20 protein-coding genes and 1 tRNA gene are annotated in these 20818 nt (G+C 73.8%); 13 read left to right on the forward strand and 8 right to left on the reverse strand.

Going from position 1 to position 20818, the window contains the following annotated elements; genetic code table 11:
- Positions 1–40: 40 nt before the first annotated feature.
- Positions 41–2683, forward strand: a complete 2643-nt coding sequence (locus tag ACFYWL_RS07755; protein ID WP_386968879.1) for an ATP-binding protein — start codon at positions 41–43, stop codon at positions 2681–2683.
- Between the two features lie 204 nt (positions 2684–2887).
- Here ACFYWL_RS07755 and ACFYWL_RS07760 read toward each other — a convergent pair whose 3' ends face one another.
- Positions 2888–3388 (reverse strand): MarR family winged helix-turn-helix transcriptional regulator, encoded by a 501-nt coding sequence (locus ACFYWL_RS07760; protein WP_386968881.1) that lies wholly within the window; start codon positions 3386–3388, stop codon positions 2888–2890.
- Positions 3389–3490: 102 nt separating this feature from the next.
- Between ACFYWL_RS07760 and ACFYWL_RS07765 the strand changes: the two genes are divergently transcribed.
- On the forward strand, positions 3491–4072 hold the full coding sequence (locus ACFYWL_RS07765; RefSeq protein WP_386968884.1) for a YceI family protein: 582 nt from the start codon (positions 3491–3493) through the stop codon (positions 4070–4072).
- A gap of 369 nt (positions 4073–4441) precedes the next feature.
- Complete coding sequence (locus ACFYWL_RS07770; protein ID WP_386968887.1) at positions 4442–5920, forward strand: glutamate--cysteine ligase; 1479 nt, start codon at positions 4442–4444, stop codon at positions 5918–5920.
- 72 nt (positions 5921–5992) lie between these two features.
- On the opposite strand, the gene ACFYWL_RS07775 is transcribed toward ACFYWL_RS07770, so the two are convergent.
- The gene (locus ACFYWL_RS07775; RefSeq protein ID WP_386968889.1) at positions 5993–7324 is read right to left on the reverse strand and encodes a hypothetical protein; all 1332 of its coding nucleotides are present in this window, start codon (positions 7322–7324) and stop codon (positions 5993–5995) included.
- A gap of 111 nt (positions 7325–7435) precedes the next feature.
- Here ACFYWL_RS07775 and ACFYWL_RS07780 point away from each other — a divergent pair, with 111 nt between their 5' ends.
- Together ACFYWL_RS07780 and ACFYWL_RS07785 are read left to right on the forward strand one after the other, a co-directional pair.
- Positions 7436–8125 carry a PASTA domain-containing protein gene (locus tag ACFYWL_RS07780; protein WP_386968892.1) on the forward strand — a complete coding sequence of 230 codons (690 nt, stop codon included), beginning with the start codon at positions 7436–7438 and terminating at the stop codon, positions 8123–8125.
- A gap of 96 nt (positions 8126–8221) precedes the next feature.
- Complete coding sequence (locus tag ACFYWL_RS07785) at positions 8222–8890, forward strand: PASTA domain-containing protein (protein ID WP_386968895.1); 669 nt, start codon at positions 8222–8224, stop codon at positions 8888–8890.
- A gap of 58 nt (positions 8891–8948) precedes the next feature.
- Here ACFYWL_RS07785 and ACFYWL_RS07790 read toward each other — a convergent pair whose 3' ends face one another.
- Positions 8949–9407, reverse strand: coding sequence for a hypothetical protein (locus tag ACFYWL_RS07790; protein ID WP_386968897.1), 459 nt, complete (start codon positions 9405–9407; stop codon positions 8949–8951).
- A 101-nt stretch (positions 9408–9508) separates the two neighbouring features.
- Positions 9509–9799, reverse strand: coding sequence for a hypothetical protein (locus ACFYWL_RS07795; RefSeq protein WP_386968900.1), 291 nt, complete (start codon positions 9797–9799; stop codon positions 9509–9511).
- Between the two features lie 634 nt (positions 9800–10433).
- On the opposite strand from ACFYWL_RS07795, the gene ACFYWL_RS07800 reads away from it, so the two are divergent.
- The 3 genes from ACFYWL_RS07800 (at position 10434) to ACFYWL_RS07810 (ending at position 12116) form a co-directional block, all read left to right on the forward strand.
- Entirely contained in the window at positions 10434–11315 is an 882-nt protein-coding gene (locus ACFYWL_RS07800) for a helix-turn-helix domain-containing protein (RefSeq protein WP_386968903.1), read from the forward strand.
- A complete protein-coding gene (locus ACFYWL_RS07805) occupies positions 11285–11506 on the forward strand; it encodes a DUF397 domain-containing protein (RefSeq protein WP_043961068.1) in 222 nt (73 codons plus the stop codon). Before ACFYWL_RS07800 ends, ACFYWL_RS07805 begins: the two co-directional genes overlap by 31 nt.
- A 193-nt stretch (positions 11507–11699) precedes the next feature.
- Complete coding sequence (locus tag ACFYWL_RS07810) at positions 11700–12116, forward strand: hypothetical protein (protein ID WP_386968906.1); 417 nt, start codon at positions 11700–11702, stop codon at positions 12114–12116.
- Here ACFYWL_RS07810 and ACFYWL_RS07815 read toward each other — a convergent pair.
- From ACFYWL_RS07815 to ACFYWL_RS07830, 4 genes are all read right to left on the reverse strand, one after another.
- Entirely contained in the window at positions 12081–12683 is a 603-nt protein-coding gene (locus tag ACFYWL_RS07815) for a hypothetical protein (RefSeq protein ID WP_386968909.1), read from the reverse strand. The two genes, ACFYWL_RS07810 and ACFYWL_RS07815, sit on opposite strands and share 36 nt — an antisense overlap.
- 92 nt (positions 12684–12775) lie before the next feature.
- Positions 12776–13582, reverse strand: a complete 807-nt coding sequence (locus ACFYWL_RS07820) for a WecB/TagA/CpsF family glycosyltransferase (protein ID WP_386968911.1) — start codon at positions 13580–13582, stop codon at positions 12776–12778.
- A complete protein-coding gene (locus ACFYWL_RS07825) occupies positions 13579–14652 on the reverse strand; it encodes an NAD-dependent epimerase/dehydratase family protein (protein ID WP_386968913.1) in 1074 nt (357 codons plus the stop codon). Before ACFYWL_RS07825 ends, ACFYWL_RS07820 begins: the two co-directional genes overlap by 4 nt.
- Positions 14653–14780: 128 nt before the next feature.
- Positions 14781–14866 (reverse strand) — tRNA-Leu (locus ACFYWL_RS07830).
- 208 nt (positions 14867–15074) lie between these two features.
- On the opposite strand from ACFYWL_RS07830, the gene ACFYWL_RS07835 reads away from it, so the two are divergent.
- From ACFYWL_RS07835 to ACFYWL_RS07855, 5 genes are read left to right on the forward strand one after another with little or no spacing between them, the layout of a single operon-like run.
- Positions 15075–15875, forward strand: coding sequence for a DUF3662 and FHA domain-containing protein (locus ACFYWL_RS07835; RefSeq protein ID WP_043961072.1), 801 nt, complete (start codon positions 15075–15077; stop codon positions 15873–15875).
- Between the two features lie 6 nt (positions 15876–15881).
- The gene (locus ACFYWL_RS07840; protein WP_007073875.1) at positions 15882–16370 is read left to right on the forward strand and encodes an FHA domain-containing protein; all 489 of its coding nucleotides are present in this window, start codon (positions 15882–15884) and stop codon (positions 16368–16370) included.
- Positions 16367–17791 carry a PP2C family protein-serine/threonine phosphatase gene (locus ACFYWL_RS07845; RefSeq protein WP_386968917.1) on the forward strand — a complete coding sequence of 475 codons (1425 nt, stop codon included), beginning with the start codon at positions 16367–16369 and terminating at the stop codon, positions 17789–17791. Before ACFYWL_RS07840 ends, ACFYWL_RS07845 begins: the two co-directional genes overlap by 4 nt.
- Before the next feature lie 30 nt (positions 17792–17821).
- Positions 17822–19315, forward strand: a complete 1494-nt coding sequence (locus tag ACFYWL_RS07850) for an FtsW/RodA/SpoVE family cell cycle protein (protein WP_386968919.1) — start codon at positions 17822–17824, stop codon at positions 19313–19315.
- Positions 19312–20817, forward strand: a complete 1506-nt coding sequence (locus ACFYWL_RS07855; RefSeq protein WP_386968922.1) for a peptidoglycan D,D-transpeptidase FtsI family protein — start codon at positions 19312–19314, stop codon at positions 20815–20817. Before ACFYWL_RS07850 ends, ACFYWL_RS07855 begins: the two co-directional genes overlap by 4 nt.
- Position 20818: the final 1 nt, after the last annotated feature.

Consider the following 20818-nt stretch of genomic DNA (forward strand, 5'->3'; position numbering starts at 1 on the left):
GGCTGACGACAGTCATACCCGATCCGTACCCTTCCTGCCCATGGCTCCCGATCATGGCCGTCCGCCGGGCGCGGACGGTCGTACCGGACTGTCGGCCCTGCTGCGCGCGCACCGGCACGCCGCCGGCCTCACCCAGGCCGAGCTGGCCGCCCGTGCGGGGGTCGGGGTGCGGACGGTCCGTGACCTTGAGCGGGGCCGCTCCGCGCGCCCGCAGCGGACCACCGTCGATCTGCTGGCCGGCGCCCTCGGCCTCGCCGGGTCCGCGCGGGCGGCGTTCGTCGCCGCCGCGCGGGGGGCGACCCCGGCCGACCCCGCCCGCGCGGCCGACGAACCCCCCGCCGCCCCGCCGCCGTCGGTCCCCCGTCCGGTCGGTGTCGGGCCGTCGTCGGCCGCCCATCCCGGTGGTACGCCGATCGCGCTCCCGCCCCCCGTCGAGCTGATCGGCCGGGAGCGGGACGTGGCCGAACTCGTCGAACTGCTCACCGCCGACCACGGCCCGCCGGTGGTCAGCCTGGTCGGGCTGGCCGGGGTGGGCAAGACGGCGCTGGCCCTGGCGGTCGCCCACGCCGTCGCCGGACGGGCTGCGCGCGAGGTCGCGGGAGTGCTCGTCGGGGAGGGCTCGGACGCCGCCGACGTGCTCTCCGCAGCGGCGGCGGCCTTCGGCTCGGCCCGCGCGTCCGACCTCGCGGTGCAACTGGCCGCCCGTCCGGCGCTGCTGCTGATCGACGCGGTGGAGCGGGCGCCCGACCCGGTGGCCGGTGCGCTGCATCGGCTCGCGGGGGCGGTGCCCACGCTGCGGGTGCTGGTGACCGGGCGGCATCCGGTCGGCGTGCCCGGCGAGCGCGTCTGGCCCGTGCCGCCGCTGGACGTGCCCCCGCCCGAGCTGGACCCGGCCGGGCCGGACGTCCTGGCCGGCTACCCGGCGGTGACGCTGTTCACGGCACGGCTGGCCCGGGTGCGCCGGGAGCCGCCGGACCCGGCCGAGCTGCCGGCCCTCGCCGCGCTGGCCCGCCGGCTGGGTGGGCTGCCCCTCGCCATCGAGCTGATGGCCGCCCGGGGGCGCATCCTCGACCTCAACGAGCTGCTCGACCGGTACGGCGACCGGGTCCTCGACCTCGCCACCTCGCCGGCCCAGCGGCCCGGGCCGGGGTGGACGCCGGGAGGCGGGGCGACGGTCACCCTGCGGGACGCGGTGGCCGCCAGCTACCGCCTCCTCGCCCCGCACGAGCGGGCCGCCCTGCGTCGGCTCTCCGTGTTCCGCAACCGTTGGTCGGTGGAGCTGGCCGAGGAGATGCTGGCCGACGACGCCGACCCGGAGGGCACGGTCTCGATCGATCCGGTCCCGCTGCTGGACCGGTTGCTCCAGCTCGGCCTGCTGAGCGTGCGGGGGACCGGCCCGTTCCGGTTCCGGCTGCTCGACGCGGTGCGGGAGTTCGCCGCCGAGCAGGCCATCGGGGCCGGGGAACGGTGCGCCGTCCGGCGGCGGCACGCCGAGGTCTTCGCGCGGCTGGTGGCCCGGACGGCACCCGAGCTGGCCGGCCCGCAGCTGACCTCGGCCGTGCGCCGGCTGGACGAGGCGACCGGCGACATCACCGCCGCGCTGTCCCACGCCGCGGTCGACGACCCGTCGACCGCGCTTCAGCTTGCCGTCGGGCTGGCCCGCTGGTGGCGGTTCCGGGGCCGGGACGTCGTCGGGCGGCAGTGGCTGCGGCGGCTGCTGGCCGACCCGCGTACCGCCGCCGCCGATCCGGGCCTGCGCGCCCGGGCGGTGCTGGGCGCGGCCCGGCTCGCCGTCGAGCACGGAGCGGCGGAGCAGGAACTGCCGGCGGCGCGGGACGCCTGGGCCATCCTGCACCGGGCCGGTGACGTGGCCGGGGAGCTGGAGGCGCGGGCGGTGCTCTGCGCGCTGCTGGTCGCGACGGGCGGGCACGACGAGGCGCGCGACCAGGCCGCCGCCGTCCTCGCCCTGGCCACCCGGCACGGCCGGCTGCGCGACATGGCCGTGGCGCAGCACAGCCTCGCCTGGCACGACATCCGGGTGGGCGACCTGGCCGGGGCCCGGCGTCGCCTGGCCGCCATGGACCGGCTGGCCGCCCAGTCCGGCGAGCGACGGCTGCGTGTGCTGGCGCGGGCCGACCTGGCCGAGGTCACCCGGCTGGAGGGCCGGTACGCCGACGCCGTGGAGAAGTGCCGCCGGGTGGTCGCCGGGCTGGTGGAGGTCGGCGACCCGGGGCACCGGCGGCGGGCCCTCGGCACGATCGGGCTGGCGCTGGCCCAGGACGGGCGTCCCGACGAGGCGGCCGAGGTGCTGGCGGGCCTGCGCACCTGCGCGGCCGGTGACGCGGCGCTCGGCGCCGAGCCGCCGCGCGGCCGGTCGGGAGAACCCCGGTTCGAGGACGGGATCTGCGCGCTCATCGAGGCGAACATCGCCCTGCACCGGGCCGATCGTGAGCTGGCGGCCGAGTGGTTCGCCGCCGCGGCGGAGGGCGCCGTCGCCGGTCAGGAGCGGCGGGACCTGGTGGAGGCGCTCGTCGGGCTCGCGGCCAGCACGGGGGACGCGGGCGTGCTCGATCGCCTCGACGACGCCTGCCGGCAGAGTGGGATCGGCCTGCTGCCTCGGGAGGCCGAGCTGCTGACGCCGCTGCGGCGGCCCGGGCTGATCGGCCAGGCCCGAGAATGTTGACGCGGGGGCGGCGCGAGCGAAGAAGCCCCCTGGTTTTACCCCTCGCTCATCGCCCGCGCCGGCACCCCCCGGTGCGCCCCCGCTGAGAGAACAGTAGCCACCCTCGGCGGGGAGGTTTGTCCGCTTAAGGCGGGTTGTTGCCAGTGGGCGAGGAGGTTCTGCCGGTCTTTCTGCCGGTGCCTCCCGCCCGTCCGCAGGGGCGGATCAGGAGTGGGCGACGTCCGTCGGGGGCGGCTCGGTGCTGCCGGCGGTCGCGCCCGGATGCACCGCGTCGCGTACGCGCCGCAGGCCGTCGAGGACGGCGCGCAGCTCCTCCGGCGCCAACTGGCCGGTGAACCACTGCTCGATGATCCGCAGGTGCCCGGGGAGGGTCTGGTCCAGCCGCTGCATCCCGGCGGCGGTGACCACCGCGTACGAGCTGCGCCGGTCGGACGGGCAGGCTCGGCGGCAGAGCAGGCCGTCGCGTTCCATCCGGTCCACCACGCGGGTCACCCCGCTGGTGGAGAGCGAGGTCTGCGCGGCCAAATCGGTCATTCGCAGCTGGTTGCCGGGCGAGCGGGCGAGGCGGGTCAGCACCTCGAACTCGACCGGGGAGAGCCCGTGCTCCTCGAACTGGGCGGCGAACCGGGCCGACAGCCCGGCGTGCGCCTCGACGAGGAGACCGACGGCGGTGATCCGGGGGTCGTCGAACACGTTCTGGTCCACGTGCTTCATCATAGCAATACTTGACACACGGAATATTGCTCTGTCTATAGTTGCTCCGTCAGTCGTTGGGACACTGAACAAACACTCCTGGAGGACAGCGCCATGACCAGCAGCAACGGATCGGTTACCCGCGAGTGGGAGGGCCTCACGATCCCGGCGGCCGGCACCTACCTGCTGGACGTCGCCCACAAGCGGGTCGGGTTCGTCGCCCGGCACATGATGGTCAGCAAGGTGCGCGGCGAGTTCGCCGACGCGACCGCCACCATCACCATCGCCGAGGACCCGATGCAGTCCTCGGTCTCCGCCACCATCCAGGCCGCCAGCATCAGCACCGCCCAGGCCGACCGCGACGCCCACCTGCGCAGCCCCGAGTTCCTGGACACCGAGGCATTCCCGACCCTGGAGTACCGCAGCACGGGCGTGAAGTCCCGGGCCGGCAACGAGTTCGTCCTCACCGGTGAGCTGACCATCAAGGGCGTGACGCGTCCGGTGGAGCTGGAGGTCGAGTTCGAGGGCGTCGGCCGCAGCCCGTTCGGCCAGGACATCTTCGGTTTCTCCGCCAGCACCGAGATCGACCGCGAGGACTTCGGCCTGACCTGGAACGTCGCCCTGGAGACCGGCGGCGTGCTGGTCGGCAAGAAGATCAAGATTGAGATTGAGGGCGAGGCCGTCCGCCAGGGCTGACCGCCCCGCTCCACGAGACCCGGGCCCGCGTCGCACCAGTCGACGCGGGCCCGTGGCCGTCCCGCGCGGCGGCGGCTGCGCGGCGTCTCCGGCGCTGGCTGCCGGTGCGTGACGCGGACGGTCCCACCGGAGTCCCTTCGGCGGGAGCGTGCGAATTTTCACGGTCGGCTCCTCCGCATGGACGATGGGGCGCACCGCCACCTGGGTAGAGATCCAATCGGAAGCACGTGCCAGGCCGGTCGCGGTCGCCACCGGATCGGCCACCCGGCGTCGGCCTCTGGCCCGGCGTAGGGGGTGCTTTTACCGTAGAAGATTCACAATGTGCGCTGCGGGCGGCATGCCCCGTTGCGCCTCGGGCCGGGAGGACACATGGGCAGGGACGTCGAGCAGGGCGCCTTCTCCCGAGAGGACAGGGTCCGCTACCGGCAGAAGGTCCGCAGATGCCTGGACGTCTTCGCGTTGATGCTGGACGACTTCGGCTTCGACGCCGACCGGCCGATGACCGGGCTGGAGATCGAGCTCAACCTGATGGACCCGGCCGCCGAACCGGCGATGCGCAACGACGAGATCCTCGCGGACATCGCCGACCCGCTGTTCCAGACCGAGCTGGGGCGGTTCAACCTGGAGCTGAACGCCGAGCCCCGGCTCATCGAGGGCGCAGGCTTCGCCGACTACGAGCGTGACCTGCGCAGCAGCCTGGACCGGGCCGACGCGCGGGCGGCGCCGTCCGACGCGCGGATCGTCCTGGTCGGCATCCTGCCCACGCTGACCGAGCGGCACCTGGTGGCCGACAACCTCTCCACCGCCGCCCGCTACCGGGTGCTCAACGACCAGATCGTCGGCGCCCGGGGCGAGGACATCGAGCTGGACATCCGCGGCGTGGAGCGGCTCCGGACGCACACCGACTCCATTGCCCCGGAGGCCGCCTGCACGAGCCTCCAGTTCCACCTCCAGGTCGCCCCGGACAGCTTCGCCGACTACTGGAACGCCTCCCAGGCCATCGCGGGCGTCCAGGTGGCCGTCGGGGCGAACTCCCCCTACCTGTACGGCCGGCAGCTCTGGGCCGAGACCCGGATCGCCCTGTTCCAGCAGGCCACCGACACCCGCCCCGACGAGCTGAAGGCCCAGGGCGTACGCCCCCGGGTCTGGTTCGGCGAGCGCTGGATCACCTCGATCTTCGACCTGTTCGAGGAGAACGTCCGCTACTTCCCGCCGCTGCTGCCGATCTGCGAGGACGAGGATCCGGTCGAGGTCCTGCACGCCGGGGGCGTGCCCGAGCTGGCGGAGCTGCGGCTGCACAACGGCACGGTCTACCGCTGGAACCGGCCCGTCTACGACATCATGAACGGCCGCCCGCACCTGCGGGTGGAGAACCGGGTGCTGCCTGCCGGCCCGACCGTGGTCGACATGCTCGCGAACGCCGCCTTCTACTTCGGGCTGGCGCGGGGCCTGGCCGAGGCGGACCGGCCGATCTGGAGCCAGCTCACCTTCAGCTCGGCCGAGGAGAACTTCCACGCCGCCGCCCGGCGCGGGATGGACGCCGTCCTGCACTGGCCGCGCCTCGGGGACGTGCCGGTGACCAAGCTGGTGCTCGACACCCTGCTGCCGACGGCGGCCACCGGGCTGGACCGCTTCGGCGTCGCGCCCGGCGAGCGGGACCGCCTGCTCGGCATCATCGAGCAGCGCTGCCGCACCGGCCGCAACGGCGCGGTCTGGCAGACCGAGACGGTCTGGGCGGCCGAACACCACCGGGGCATGGGACGCGACGCCGCGCTGCACCACATGGTGCAGCGTTACGCGGAGTTGCAGCGGGAGAACGAGCCGGTGCACACCTGGCCGGTCGACTGACCGAACCGCCATGTCGCCGACGTGGCGGCAACCGGCGGGCGGGACACCGCCACGCCGCCGGCACCGGGTCGATCAAGCCGACCGGTCGGCCTCCGTGTCGACCGGCCGGGCCGGGTCGGTGCCGGTCGTCGCGGTCGCCTCCTCAGCCGTGCCGGGGCGCTGCCGGGGCAGCGCCGGTGGCGAGGCGGAGCCGCGTCCGTCCGTCGTCGGCTGCGCGGGCCCGTCCGCCGGTCCGCCGCGATCGCGCCCGGCGCCCCGGCGGGTCGCGGAGCGCTGGGCGAGCGCCGCCGTCAGCACCGAGCCGGCGAAGCCCAACACCACGGCGTACGGGGCGGCCAGGTGCGCCGACACCTGCTCCCGGCCGAGTGTGGTCAGGCCGGGCACGACCAGCAGGTACGCCAGCGCGACGAGGAGCGGGCCGGCCCCGCCGGAGGCCGCCGCGCCCAGCCGGTGCTCCGCCGAACGGGCGGCACGCCGCGAGCCCAGCGCCCCGATCAGCAACGCCGAGCCGAGCGCCAGCAACGCGCCGGGCCAGTAGAACCAGCCTCGGATCCAGAAGTCGGGCCGGTCGGCGCTGAGCTGCCAGATCCCGAGCTGGGCGGTGGTCAGCCCGCGCCCGGCGAGCACCCCGTCTATCACGACGACCACGGCGAGGAGCCAGAGCCAGCCGCCGGTGGCGATCACGTTTGCCGCCGCAGCGGGCGAGCGCAGCGCCCAGACCGCCACCAGCAGCCCGAGGAGCAGGCCCACCCCGGCGTACCCCGCGGCCACGGCCTGCGGCGCGGCGACGCCGGGCACCTCCGCCACCCGCGCCGGCACGGCGACCAGCAGCACGGTGACCAGCGCCCCGACCGTAGCGGCCAGCGCCAACGCGATCGCTCCCGCCGGCCGGGGCGGGTGGGCCGGCCGGGGCGGGTCAATCGGCTTCGGCGCTTCGGCCTGGTCGACGGCGTCGACCACATCCGGTCCCGGGTCGGGCACATCCGGTCCCGGGTCGACCGCGGCCGGTTCCGGCGCGGCAGCCCGTGCCGAGGATGCCGGTGCCGAAGTCGTCGGGGTCGAGACGGTCGGGGCCGAGGCTGGCTCCGGGGCGGCCGGTTCCGCAGCGGCGGCGGACTCCGGGCCGCTCGCGGCCCCGCCCGGTCCGGTCGCGGCACGGTCCGCTCCCCGGGCGACGGGACGGCGCAGCCGCTGGGCGCAGACCGCGCCGGCGATCGTCGAGGTGGCCGAGATCCAGGTCGCCCAGGCGAGGCTCGCCACCCACGCCGCCTCGCCCGCGCCGACGCCCGACGCCGACCAGTTGATGATGCCCAGCCCGTAGCCGAAGCCCAGTTGGGCGGCGCCCGCGCCGGCAGCGACACCGATCGCGGTGGCGATCGATCCTCCCCAGCCCTGTCTGGCCATGCCGGGCAGCGTAACGTCCCAGGGTCGGACCGGCGAGTCGTGACGGACAACCCGGGCCGGGGCATTCGGCGCGACCCCGGTACGGTCGCCGGTGATGAGGTGGTGGGCACGATGACGGACGGGAACACCGCGCGGGAGGCGTACCCCGACGAGGCCGGCACGCCCGGCACGGGCCGGTCGGCCAAGGTGCTGGGCGGCGGCCTGGCCGTCGCTCTCCTCGCGCTGGTCGGCGCGGCCGGTGGCTGGCTGCTGGCCGGGGAGGACGATTCGCCGTCCGGCCTCCCGGCCGCGCAGCCCGGCGTCTCGGCCACGACGCCCCCGTCCGACGCTCCGTCCGCGCCGGCCCGGACGACCGCGCCGGCGACCCGGACCACCGCGCCCACCCGCTCCACCGGGCTGACCGTTCCGCCCGTGGTCGGCACCGACTTCGAGGACGCGCGGGACGAGTTGCGGGACCTGCGGCTGGGCTGGCGGCTGGTCTTCGGCACGGGGTCGGGGCGGGACGTGCGGCGCGCCGACCCGCCGGTCGGCTCACCCGTGTCGCGGGGCACGACCGTCGCGTTGTACGTCGCCGGGCCGGCGCCCGCGGTCAGCGTGCCGGACGTGGTCGGCGACGACTGCGACGACGCGGCCGATGACCTGGTCGAGGAGGGCCTCTACCTGCGCTACCCGACGGGCCGGACGGGCACCGTCACGGCTCAGGCGCCGGCGGCCGGCAGCACGGCGTACTGGAACGACCAGGTGACCCTGACCTGCGGCGAGGAGCCGGACGAGCCGAGCGGCGAGCCGCCCACCCCGTGACGGCGGCTCGCCGCGCCGCTCCCGTCCACGCCGGCCCACAGCGGTTAGCGTGGATGCGAAGGCCAGCCGCCCGCCCGGTGTGGGAGAGGACGTGCCATGAGCGACGACCGCCAGGACCCGCCCCCCGACGACGCCGGTGACCAGACCCGGCCGCTGCCGAAGCGCGATGGCCAGGCCCGGCCGGAGCCGGCCGGCGGGCAGGTGTGGTCCGGCCGGGCCGGGGTGCCGCCGCCCCGGCCGGCGGAGTACGGGGCCCCGACCGGCGAGTGGTACGCCGAGGAGCAACCCGGCCGGCGCTGGTGGACGCCGATCCTGCTCGGTGTCGTGGCGCTGCTGCTGCTCGGCCTGCTGGGCGTCGGGTTCTGGCTGGCCCTGTCGGCCGGCGGCGGCACCGGCCCCGAGGAGACGCCGTCGGCGGGCCCGACCTCGGCACCGGCGACGACCGGGGCGCCGACGACCGGGGCGACGACCGGTGGGCCGTCCACCACGCCGGCCACGACGCCACCCGCCACGACCCCGGCCGGGGTGCCGATGCCACCGCTGGTGGGGCTGCCCAGGGCGACGGCCGAGCGGATCCTGGACCGGCTCGGGGTCGAGCACCGGGTCGAGACCCGCGAGTCCGACCGGCCGGCCGGCACGGTGCTGGAGACCGACCCGGGGGCGGGCGCGTTGGTGCCGGCCGGTGGGCAGGTCACCCTGGTGGTCGCGGCGAGCCCGACGCCGACGAGCAGCGCGGCGGCCCCGACGACCACGGCGACCCCCTGACGCCGGATCCGGTCACCACGCCCGGCGTCGGGTCATCGAGCTCCGGGCCCGGTGCCGGTCACCACCTGCGGCGTCTGGTGCCGACCAGGCCCAGCCCGGCCAGGGAGATGGCGAGCCCGAGGAGGCCGGACCAGAACAGGGACCGGCTCGTCTCGTCCCGCTGGGCGGCAGGCCCGGCCGGGGCCCGCCCGGCCTCGACCACCGGGTCCGTTCCGACGCCGGCACCCGCGCCGGACGGTGGATCGGTCGGCCCGCCCACCGCGCCAGCTCCCGCACCGACCGGGCCCGGCACCGCCGGTGGATCCGCCGGGGCGGCCCAGCCGGGCTCGGGCTCCTCGTCGATGACGGTGATCTCCGGCGCGGGGACCGGCGCGGCCAGTTCGGTGGCGGACAGGGCCGGATAGCGGACCACCACCCCGAGGGTGGTGGCGGCGCCGAGGAGCGCCAGCAGCCCGAAGGCGTAGATCGTGCGGGACCTGTGGTGCCGCCGCGCGGCGGGCAGTATGACCATGACCATCCCAGGTTCAGGGTCCGGGACGCGCGGGGTGGAGACGTTCGCCGGGGTGGGCGTACCGATTCTATGGCGGCGGCACGCCCACCGGGACGGGTTTGGGCTGGTCAGCCGACCCGGGCGGGGGTGCGCACCACGGGGCGGCGCGGCCGGACGGGGACGGCGCGCTGCCGGGGTTGCGCGGCGACCCGGAGCTGACGCAGCCCCGCGGCCTGCACGTAGATCGAACGCCTGCTCACCGCGTCCCCCGCCGCGTTCAGCTCGTAGCCCTCGAGCCACATCCAACCGTCGTAGGTGGGCCAGTCGAGCACCCGGATCACGCGGAACATGATCGGTTTGAGGAACTGGACACTCGCCGCGCGCGTCACGTGCAGCACGTCACCTGAGCGGGGAAGCACAGAGGTCTCCTGGGGAGATCGGCCGGCGGGCACGCCGGTGGCTGGGGTTTCGGGGGATGTCTCGCCCGGTGACGGGGTTGTGCCTCGTGAACCGGCGGAGCTGGTGGCGCTGGTCGGGTCGGGCGCGTTGGTGGCGTGCCCGCGCCCGACCAGCACCCCGCCGCTCCCGGTCGTCGCGCCCGCCGCCACAGTCAACTGACGTGCGGCAGCGGGGACCTCGCCCGGAGCGGACCTGTCGTGCGGTGCCGGGCTGGGATCCCTCGACCGGACGCCCCACCCGTCGGTGGATCGCCTCTCTCCGGCGGCCGACCGGAACGGTGAGTGATTCGAGCCCTACGGACAGATTGCACGAGTGGCGTGCTTCATGCAAGTTGCATGTCGACTTTTGCCGATACGTGAGCGGCTCGCGGAAATAGACGCTTGATGCCGCTGTCCCCGGACCGGCACACTGGACGCCGGTTTCGCCCGACGCGGCCGGTCGACGACCGGCACCATCACCCCTGCCGCGAACGCTCGCCCGCCGTTCCGACGGTCGCGCCCCCGGCGGGCGTCGACCCCGGGCGCGACCGACCGGAGGTAACCGGGTGAGGGCGAGCAGCGAGCGATTCGGCCCAGGGGGCCGTCGGGGCGCGTCGTGAGCGAGCGGCGCAGCCCGACCATCCGTCGACGCCGGCTCGGCGCCGAACTGCGCCGGCACCGCGACGCCGCGCGCATCACCATCGAGGCGGTGGCCGAGCAGCTGGAGTGCTCGGCGTCGAAGATCTCCAGGATCGAGACCGGCCACACCACCGCCACCCCGCGCGACGTCCGGGACATGCTGCTGATCTACGGAGTGTCCGGCGCGGAGAGCGACGAGCTGGTGCAGATCGCCCGGGAGGCCCGGCAGAAGGGCTGGTGGCATCCCTACAGCACGGTGCTGGTGGGGGCGTACGTCGGCCTGGAGTCGGCCGCCAGCTCGATCCGGCAGTACGAGCAGCAGGTCGTCCCGGGCCTGCTGGAGACCGAGGAGTACGCCTCGGCGATGATCCGTGCCGCCCGTCCGGACTTCACCACCGAACAGGTTCAGCAACGGGTGCGTGTCCGACTGGGCCGTCAGTCGTTGTTGACCCAGGACGATCCGGTCGATCTGTGGGTGGTGCTCGATGAGGCGGTGCTGAGCCGGCCGGTGGGCGGCGACGCGGTGATGCGTGGTCAGCTCAAGCGGCTGGTGGAGGTGGCGGAGCTGCCGAACGTGACGCTTCAGATCCTGCCGTTCTCGGTCGGGGCGCACGCCGGGATGGACGGCACCTTCACCATCCTCAGCTTCCCAGAAGCAAATGATCCGGATGTCGTGTACGCGGAGAACGCCACGGGTGGGCTCTTCCTGGAGAAGAGCGACGAGCTACAGAAGTACAGCTTCATCTTCGATCATGTTCGAGCAGCAGCCACACGCCCGGAGGAATCCATCGCACAAATCGCAAAACTGGCAGAGGAGCCGTTGTGGAAATGGCGACCAAGGGGTTCCGTGGGGACCTGACGCGGGCGACGTGGTTCAAGAGCTCGAAGAGCGGGCCGAACTGTGACAACTGCGTGGAGGTGGCGTACGTGACCGGGGCGGTCGGGGTACGGGACTCGAAGGACAAGAGCGGTCCCAACCTGGTCTTCGCTCCGGCGGGCTGGCACGCCTTCGTCGCCGGGGCCAGGGACGGCGCGTTCCTCCGGGACTGATCGCTGACCCCTAGACACGACGGGCGTGACCCCTCTTCCGGCAGCGTGGCCGGGGCGGGGGTCGCGCCCGTCGCGTTTCCACCGTCGGCCCGGGTCGTTGAACCCGTCGGGACGGCGCTGGTCGACGACCCGGACCAGCTACCGGATCGGCAACGGCCACCCGGATCGGCACCCGAGCGAGGCAGGCGAGACGATGACGACGATCGGTTCAGAGAACCTCACCAACGGTCCGGGCAAGCCGGAGCGGTTCGGCGGGAAATACCGCGGGGCCCGCCGGGACACGGTCCTGACGGAGGTGGTCTCCACCGATACCGAGATCGGCGCCCGGGACGACGGCTCGACCGCCCTCGACCAGGCCGGCCCGCCGCTGTCGCTGCCGTCGCTGGACCCGAACCCGCTGACCGAGCCGTCGTTCCCGCCGTCGGGCTGGTCGACCGGCTCGACGGCCACCGACTCGCTGGTCGACCACCCGCTGCTGCGCGGGCTGCTGCTGGAGCTGCCCCCCAAGGGCAGCGTGCCGCCGCCCGGCTGGCTGGACCGCTGGTTCGAGGCGACCCGGGCGATCCTGGAGCTGCTATACGTGCAGGGCGGCGCTGGCCGCTCGCGCTGACCCCGGGCGTCGGGTCACCGCCCGCTCGGCGAGGCGGCTGTGGCGCAGCGCGTGGCGTACCCCGATCGCGGCGACGCCCAGCGCGGCGACGGTGATCGCGGCGCCGGTGGTGCCGGGCCCGGCGAAGAGGTCGAGGCCGCTGGCCGACAGCACCCCCGGCACCGTGGCCAGGGCGGTGACCTGGAGCGGCAGGCCGATCAGCGGATGCGCCGCGGCGGCCCGCAGCCCGTGCGGGGCAGGCGTCTCCGGTGCGGCGGCGAACGCCCCCGCACCGGCCCACAGCCGGCGGACCCGGCGGGCGGTGACGGCCGCCACCAGCAGCGCGGGGGTGGCCGCCAGGGCCAGCCCGGCGGCGGCCCGGTCGACCGTCCCGGCGCCGGCGCTGGTCAGGCCGGCGGCGAGCACCGTCGCCGTCAGGCCGAGGCCGGTCGCCGTCAGGGCGAGCAACCATCCGGTACGCCGGCGCAGCGCGCGGGCGCGGTGCGGCCGGGGCAGCCGCTCGGCGAGGAGGCCCGCGGCCAGCCACACGCCGGCGACCGGCAACAGCACGATGAGATGCCCGTCCATGGCATCAGCCTTGCCCAGTTCGACGCCCGCCGAATCCGGGTCGGCCCCCCGTTCGTCCCGCAGCCCCGCCCCGTAGGGGTGGCGCGGGCGGCCTAGACGGCGAAGGTGGCGGGGCGCTCGGTGGCCGGAGTGGGTGGCTTCGCCTTCCACAGGCCGGTCTTCTGCGCCGCCAGCCGGGCCAGGTAGGCCGGGTTGAGGATGACGTACCGCCGCCAGAGGCGCTTCGGCTCCAGGCCGAGCCGCCAGAACCACTCCAGGCCGGCCCGCTGCATCCACGGCGGCGGGTTGCGCAGCAGCCCCGCGTGGTAGTCGAAGGCCGCCCCGACGGCCATCATCGGCATGTCCAGCAGCGGGCGCATCGCGTACGTGAAGACCTCCTGCCGGGGGCAGCCGAGGCCGACCAGGACGAGCCGGGCCCCGCTGGACCGGATCCGGTCGGCGATCTCGGCGTCCTCGCCGGGCTGCACGGCGCGGAACTTCGACGGCTCCACCCCGGCGATCTTCAGCGCCGGGAACATCCGCTCCAGGGCGGGGATCAGCCGGGACAGCGTCTCCTCCGTCGAGCCGTACAGATAGACCGGCAGGCCCTCCTCGGCGAACCGGCGCAGCACGTGCAGGGTCAGCAGCGGGCCGTAGACCCGGTCGGCCAGGTTGGCGTGGTGCAGCAGGTTGAGCGCCCAGCGCACCGGTTGCCCGTCGGGCGTGACCACGTCGAACGAGTTGAGCCGGGCGTTGTGCGCCGGGTCGAGCACCCCGGTCATCACCCCGTGCACGGCGAGCGCGGTGAGCGCCAGCGGCCGACGCTCGTGCGCCGCCGTCACCACCCGCTCGGTCGCGGTGGCGTAGTCGGTGGCGTCGACGAGGACGCCGAGAACGTTGCGCTTGCTGCCGTCCGTCATGCCCCGGGCACCCACTTGTCCACGTTGGCCTCGTAGATCTCGCGCATGATCATCGGTACGTCGTAGACCTGCTTCCAGGCCGGGTAGTCGGCCTGGAACGCCTCGTTGGAGCCGATCCACCACTTGTGGTCGCCGATCCGGTTCGCCTCGACGTACTCGGTGATCATCTCCTGGCCGGTGATCTGCTCGGCCAGGGCGAACGCCTCCCGGTTGGAGGTGTTGGAGTGCCGGCCGCCGCCGAGGTTGTAGACGGCCGCCGAGCGCGGGTCGCGGAAGAACGCCTCGAACGCCGACACCACGTCCGAGCTGTGGATCGCGTCCCGCACCTGCTTGCCCTGGTAGCCGAAGATCTTGTACGTCCGACGCTCCATGTTGGCGCGCATCACGTACCCGAGGAAGCCGTGCAGCTCGGTGGCGGAGTGCGCCGGGCCGGTCAGCGTGCCGCCCCGGAAGCAGGCGGTGCGCATCCCGAAGTAGCGGCCGTACTCCTGCACCATCACGTCGGCGGCGACCTTCGACGCGCCGAAGACCGAGTGCAGGCAGGCGTCGATCGACATGTCCTCGCGGATGCCCTGCTCGTACGGGTGCCCCGGCTCGATCTCCCAGCGGGACTCCAGCTCGACCAGCGGGAGGCTGTTGGGGCGGTCGCCGTAGACCTTGTTGGTCGAGCAGTGGATCACCGGAGCCTCGATGCAGTGCTCGCGCACGTTCTGCAACACGTTGAGGGTGCCGCCGGCGTTGACGTCGAAGTCGGTGAACGGGTCGCGCACCGCCCAGTCGTGCGACGGCTGCGCGGCGGTGTGGATCACCACGGCGATGTCCCGGCCGTACCGGGCGAAGAGCTTCGCCAGCGAGTCGCGGTCCCGGATGTCGATGCTGTGGTGCGAGTACGCCCCGCCCAGCTCCTCGGCCAGCCGCCGGACGTTCCACGCGGTCGACGCCTCGACGCCGAAGAACTCCTGCCGCATGTCGTTGTCGATGCCGACGACGTCGAGACCGAGGCCGGCGAAGTGCCGGACCGCCTCGGAACCGATCAGGCCGCCCGACCCGGTCACCAACGCGACACTCACACGCCACTCCTGGTCCATCGGAGGCAGGGAAACGATCGGAGCATAGCGTGACGTCCGGCACCCACCGGATGGGACGCCGGGCCCCACGGAACGGCGAAAGGGCCCCGCGTGCTGCGGAGCCCTCGCTCTGGTGGGGAAGGGGGGAGTTGAACCCCCACGCCCTTTCGGGCACACGGACCTGAACCGTGCGCGTCTGCCATTCCGCCACTTCCCCGTGGCTTGACCCGGAACACTCTAGCCTGCTCCGGATCCGCTGTCCCCAGCGGGCCCGGCACATCCTACGGTGTCCCTGGCCTGCGCCGCGACCGGTTACCGTTCGTGGCGGACGAAACTGTAGCACGGGGGAAAGGGCCCGTTCGAACGGGCCGGCGAGGGCCGGCCGAGCGGCGTGTGAGCTGCGCGCGCGCCGGCCGGATACCATCATGTCCTCGGGACCCGAGGAGGAGCCGGTGAGCGTGCTGCAACGCTTCGAGAAGCGTCTGGAAGGCCTGGTGGAGGGAGCCTTCGCCAAGGTCTTCAAAGGGGTGGTCCACCCCGTGGAGATCCTCAACGCCATGCAGCGGGAGGCCGAGGCGCACAAGGCGATCCTGGCCGGCGGGCGCACGTTGGTGCCCAACCGCTACGTGATCGATCTCTCGCCCTACGACCACAACCGCCTGGCGCCGTACGCCGCCGCCCTGGCCCAGGAGCTGGCCCAGTCGCAGGCGGAGTTCATCGGCGAGCAGGCCTGGACGGTCTACGGCGACGTGATCGTCGAGATCGAGCGCGGCGAGGGCCTCGACACCGGCATGTTCCGGGTCACCGCCGAGGTCTACACCGGCGGCGACGTGGCACCGGTCTCCGCCCCGGGCTACGACCAGGGCGGCTACGACGCCGGCCCCGCCTATCCGGCGTACGACCAGGGCGGCGGCTACGGCCCGCCGCCGGGGCACGGCGGCGGGCGCAACGTCCGGCTGGTCTCCGGCGACGGCCGCACCTACCCGCTCCAGATGGGCTCGACCGTGATCGGCCGGGGCGACCAGGCCAACCTGCGCCTGCCCGACGTCGGGATCTCCCGCCGACACGCCCGGCTGGACTTCGACGGTGGCCAGGTCGTGCTGACCGACCTCGGCTCGACCAACGGCACGATGGTCAACGGCCAGCGCGTCTCCGCCGTCGCGCTCAACCCCGGCGACATGATCCAGCTCGGCACCACCACCCTGACCTTCCGCGTGGACGGCTGATCCGCCTTGCCGGAACTCGTCATCACCGTCGCCCGGTTCGGGTTCCTGATCCTGCTGTGGATCTTCGTTTTCACGGTGGTCGGCGTCATCCGCCGGGACCTGTTCGCCGGCGCCCGGTCGGGCCGGCTGGTGGCCGCGCCCCGGGCCGTGGGCGCCTCGACCGGCCAGCCGCAGGCCAAACCGGCCAAGGTGAAGCGGGGCAGGGCCGCGCACCAGCTGGTGGTGACCGCCGGTCAGCTCGCCGGCACCCGGATCACCCTGGGCGAAGCGCAGATCACCATCGGTCGGGCCGAGGATTCGACCCTCGTCATCACCGACGACTACGCCTCGGCGCGACACGCCCGGCTCGTGCCCCGCGACGGGCAGTGGTTCGTCGAGGACCTCGGATCGACTAACGGCACCTACCTCGATCGCGCTAAGGTCACCGGACCAACCCCCGTCCCCCTCGGCGTGCCGATCCGCATCGGACGCACCTCTCTCGAATTACGGCCATGACTCTGACCCTGCGCTATGCGGCCCACAGCGACCGCGGTCTGATCCGAGACGGTAACCAGGATTCCGTCTACGCCGGGCCGCGGCTTCTCGCCGTCGCCGACGGCATGGGCGGCATGGCCGCCGGTGACGTCGCCAGCAACATCGTCATCGGTGCCATGGCGCCGCTCGACGAGGACGTCCCCGGTGACGCCCTGGTCGACGCGCTGCGTTCGGCCGTGGGCACCGCCAACCAGCAGCTCCGCGACACCGTGGACGCCAACCCGCAGCTGGAGGGGATGGGCACCACGCTGACCGCGACCCTCTTCTCCGGCACCAAGCTCGGCATGGTCCACATCGGCGACTCGCGGGCCTACCTGCTGCGCAACGGCGAGTTCGCGCAGATCACCAAGGACGACACCTACGTCCAGATGCTCGTCGACGAGGGCCGGATCAGCGCCGAGGAGGCGAGCAGCCACCCCCAGCGCTCGCTGCTCACCCGGGCGCTCGACGGCCGCGACATCGACCCGGAATACAGCGTCCGGCAGGTGCTCCCCGGCGACCGCTACCTGATCTGCAGCGACGGCCTCTCCGGCGTGGTGAGCGCCGAGACCATCGCCGACACCATGCGGGAGTACGCCGACCCGCAGCAGTGCGTCGAGCGGCTCGTCCAGCTCGCGCTGCGCGGCGGCGGCCCCGACAACATCACGGTGATCATCGCCGACGCCACCGACCGGGACATCGTCGAGGCGAGCCCGATCGTCGGCGGCGCCGCCGCCCGGGACCGGGGCATGGCCACCTCCGCCGACGTCTCCACCCCCGCCGCGCGCGCCTCCGCGCTCTCCGCCCCCCGGCCGCCCGCTCCAGAGGAGCCGGCAGACGACGACGGCGACGACGACCGCCCGAAGCGCCGTCCCCTGCGTACCGCGGCGATGACCCTCGCCCTGCTGGTCATCCTCGGCGGCGCGCTCCTCGGCGGGTGGACGTACACGCAGCGGCAGTACTACGTCGGCGCCACCGAGGACGGCCGGGTGGCCGTGTTCCGGGGCGTGCAGGGGCAGATCGCCGGCCTCGACCTCTCCGCCGAGCACTCCGTCAGCCCCGCCCGGCTCGACGACCTGACCCTCGCCGCGCAGGAGCAGGTGAAGCAGGGCATCCCGGCCCGCGACGAGCCCGACGCCGAGCGCCGGCTGGCCGAGCTGACCAGCGACGACCCGCTGAACCCCAACCTCAAGCCGATCTGCCAGCCGACCCCGACGCCGACCCCCGAGGCGACGACGCCGGAGCCCACGAGGCCCCCGGTCAAGCCGGGGGCGACCCGCACGGCCTCCGGCACCGCCCGACCCGTCGCCACCCCGACCCCCTCGCCCACCGAGACGCCCGACGTGCTGCCCTCCGACACGGTTCCGCCGGCCGACCCGGCCGGTTGCCGGTCGCCGGAGTGAGCGTCGGCTGAGAAAACCGAGGACACCTCCGTGACCGCAGCCGCCGCACCGGCCGCCTCGCCCGCCACGACGGGCGAGCAGCCCGGCGTACGCCTGGCCCGGTCGCGGCGCAACGCGGAACTGTCGTTGCTGCTGCTGGCCCTGGTGATCGTCGCCGCGTACGGCGCGACGGTGGAGGCGACCGTGCTCGACACGGTCACCCCGGACTTCTGGGTCCCCACCGCCGTGCTGGCGGGCGTCTTCCTCGCCCTGCACGTCGTCATCCGGTTCCTGGCCCCCTACGCCGACCCGGCCCTGCTGCCGGCGGTGGCGCTGCTCAACGGCATCGGGGTCGGCTTCCTGCGCCGGCTCGACCTGGCCCGGGCCGCCCCCGCTGACCGGGAGTCGCTGGCGATCTTCGCCGGCAACGGCGGTCGCCAGTTCGCCTGGACGCTGGGGTCGGTGATGCTCGCCGCCGGCCTGCTGGCGCTGATGCGCGACCACCGCTCGGTCTCCCGGTACGCGTACACCCTGGGCCTCGCCGGCATCGTGCTGGTGATGATCCCGGCGGTCCTGCCGGCGAAATACTCGGAGATCTACGGCGCGAAGCTCTGGATCATCGTGCCCGGGCTGGGGCAGATCCAGCCGGGTGAGTTCGCCAAGCTCGCGCTGCTCGCCTTCTTCGCCTACTACCTGGTCCGCAAACGCGAGGTGCTGTCGCTGGCCAGCCACCGGTTCCTCGGCATCGACTTCCCGCGCGGGCGGGACCTGGGGCCGGTGCTCGCGGTCTGGGCGCTGAGCGTGCTGGTGCTCGTCTTCGAGAAGGACCTGGGCACCTCGCTGCTCTACTTCGGCATGTTCGTGGTGACGCTCTACATCGCCACCGAACGGGTGAGCTGGCTGCTCATCGGCCTGATCCTGTTCTTCGGCGGCGCCTACCTCGCGTACGTGCTCGGCGGTCTCGTCGGCGGGCCGTTCGCCAACTTCCACCTGCGGGCCCAGATCTGGCTGGACCCGTTCGCCGACCCCTACCAGGACGGCTACCAGCTCGTGCAGGGCCTGCTGGCGCTGGGCAGCGGCGGCCTGTTCGGCGCGGGCCCCGGCGGCGGGGAGCCGCTGGAGATCCCCGAGGTGCAGAACGACTTCATCTTCGCCGGCATCGGCGAGGAGATCGGGCTGTTCGGCCTCTCCGCGCTGCTGGTGGTCTACCTGCTCATCGTGGAGCGGGGCCTGCGGGCCGCGCTCGCCGTGCGGGACTCGTTCGGCAAGCTGCTCGCCGGCGGCCTCGCCTTCACCCTCGGCCTCCAGGTCTTCGTGATCGTCGGCGGGATCAGCAAGCTCATCCCGCTGACCGGCCAGACCACCCCGTTCCTCTCCGCCGGCGGCTCGTCGCTGATGGCCAACTGGCTGCTCATCGCGGTGCTGCTGCGGGTCTCCGACGCGGCCCGCCGCCCGGTCACCAGCGGCGGCGGCCCGGCGGCCCGACCAGGGGGCGGCCCACCCGAGCAGTTGCACGGTGCCCCCACGGAGGTGATCCGGCCGTGAACGCACCCCTGCGCCGCGTCGGCGTCGTCGCGATGGTCCTGTTCGGTCTGCTCTTCGCGAACCTGAACTGGATCCAGGCGTACAAGGCCGACGAATACCGCAACAGCGACTACAACGGCCGGGTCCAGGTGGCCGAGTACGAGCGCAAGCGCGGCAACATCGAGGCCGGCGGCACGGCGCTCGCCACCAGCAAGGAGACCGGCGGCAAGCTGCGGTTCCTGCGCACCTACCCCGGTGGGGAGAAGTACGCGCACGTCCTCGGCTACAAGCCGGTCAACCTGGGCGACACCGGCATCGAGCGGATCGAGAACGACTTCCTCGCCGGCACCAGCGACGCGCTGATCGCCAACCGGATCAAGGACATGTTCACCGGCGACGAGACCGGCGGCGGCAACGTGCTGCTGACCCTCTCCAAGCGGGCCCAGGACGCCGCGTTCAACGGGCTGTCCAACAACCAGGTCGGCGCGAAGAAGGGCGCGGCGATCGCGTTCGACCCGCGTACCGGCGCGGTGCAGGCGCTGGTCTCCATGCCCAGCTTCGACCCGAACCCGCTGGCCAGCCACGACACCGACGAGGCGACGGCGGCGTACAACAAGCTGGAGAGCGCCGAGGGTGGCCCGCTGAAGAACCGGGCGCTGTCGGAGGTGCTGCCCCCGGGCTCCACCTTCAAGATCGTGGTGGCCGCCGCCGCGCTGGAGAACGGCATCGGCAAGAACACCCAGATCTCGGCCGGCCCCAGCTACACCCCGCCGACCTCGGGCACCCCGATCCGCAACGCGGTGCCGTCGATCTGTCCCGAGTCCGAGGTCACCCTGATCAGCGCGGTCACCGAGTCCTGCAACACGGGCTTCGCCAAGCTCGGCGTGGAGCTCGGCGCGGACAAGGTGAAGGAGAAGGCCCAGCAGTTCGGCTTCGAGCAGGACGACCTGACCGTCGGCCAGCTCGGCGAGGGCGGGCTGCCGGTGGCGGCCAGCCGGACCGGGGCCATGCAGGGCCCCGACGGCAGCACCGACCCGGCCGCGCTGGCCCAGTCCTCCATCGGCCAACGGGACGTCAAGATGACCCCGCTGCAGGGGGCCCTGATCGCCGGGGCGGTCGCCAACGGCGGCAGCCAGATGCGCCCCTACCTGGTGCGGCAGCTCCTCGCGCCGGACCGCACCACCAGCTACTACACGGCCAAGCCGCGCGAGCTGCGCCAACCGGTCAGCGGGCAGGTCGCGTCGGACCTGCGCGACATGATGGTGAGCGTGGTGGAGAACGGCACCGGCCGCAACGCGAAGTTCAACGGCTACACCGTCGGCGGCAAGACCGGCACGGCCCAGTCGGGCCCCCAGACCCCCGACCACGGCTGGTTCATCGGCTTCGCCCTGGATTCGAAGGGCACCCCGGTCTCCGCCGTGTGTGTGGTGCTGGAGGAGGCGGGCAGCGGCGGCAGCGCCGAGGCGGCCCGGATCGCCGGCAAGATCATGCAGGCGGCGGCTGCCGACTCCGGGGGGCGCTGAC

Origin of the sequence: Micromonospora sp. NPDC002575 (assembly GCF_042889525.1) — a bacterium.
GTDB lineage: Bacteria > Actinomycetota > Actinomycetes > Mycobacteriales > Micromonosporaceae > Micromonospora > Micromonospora carbonacea.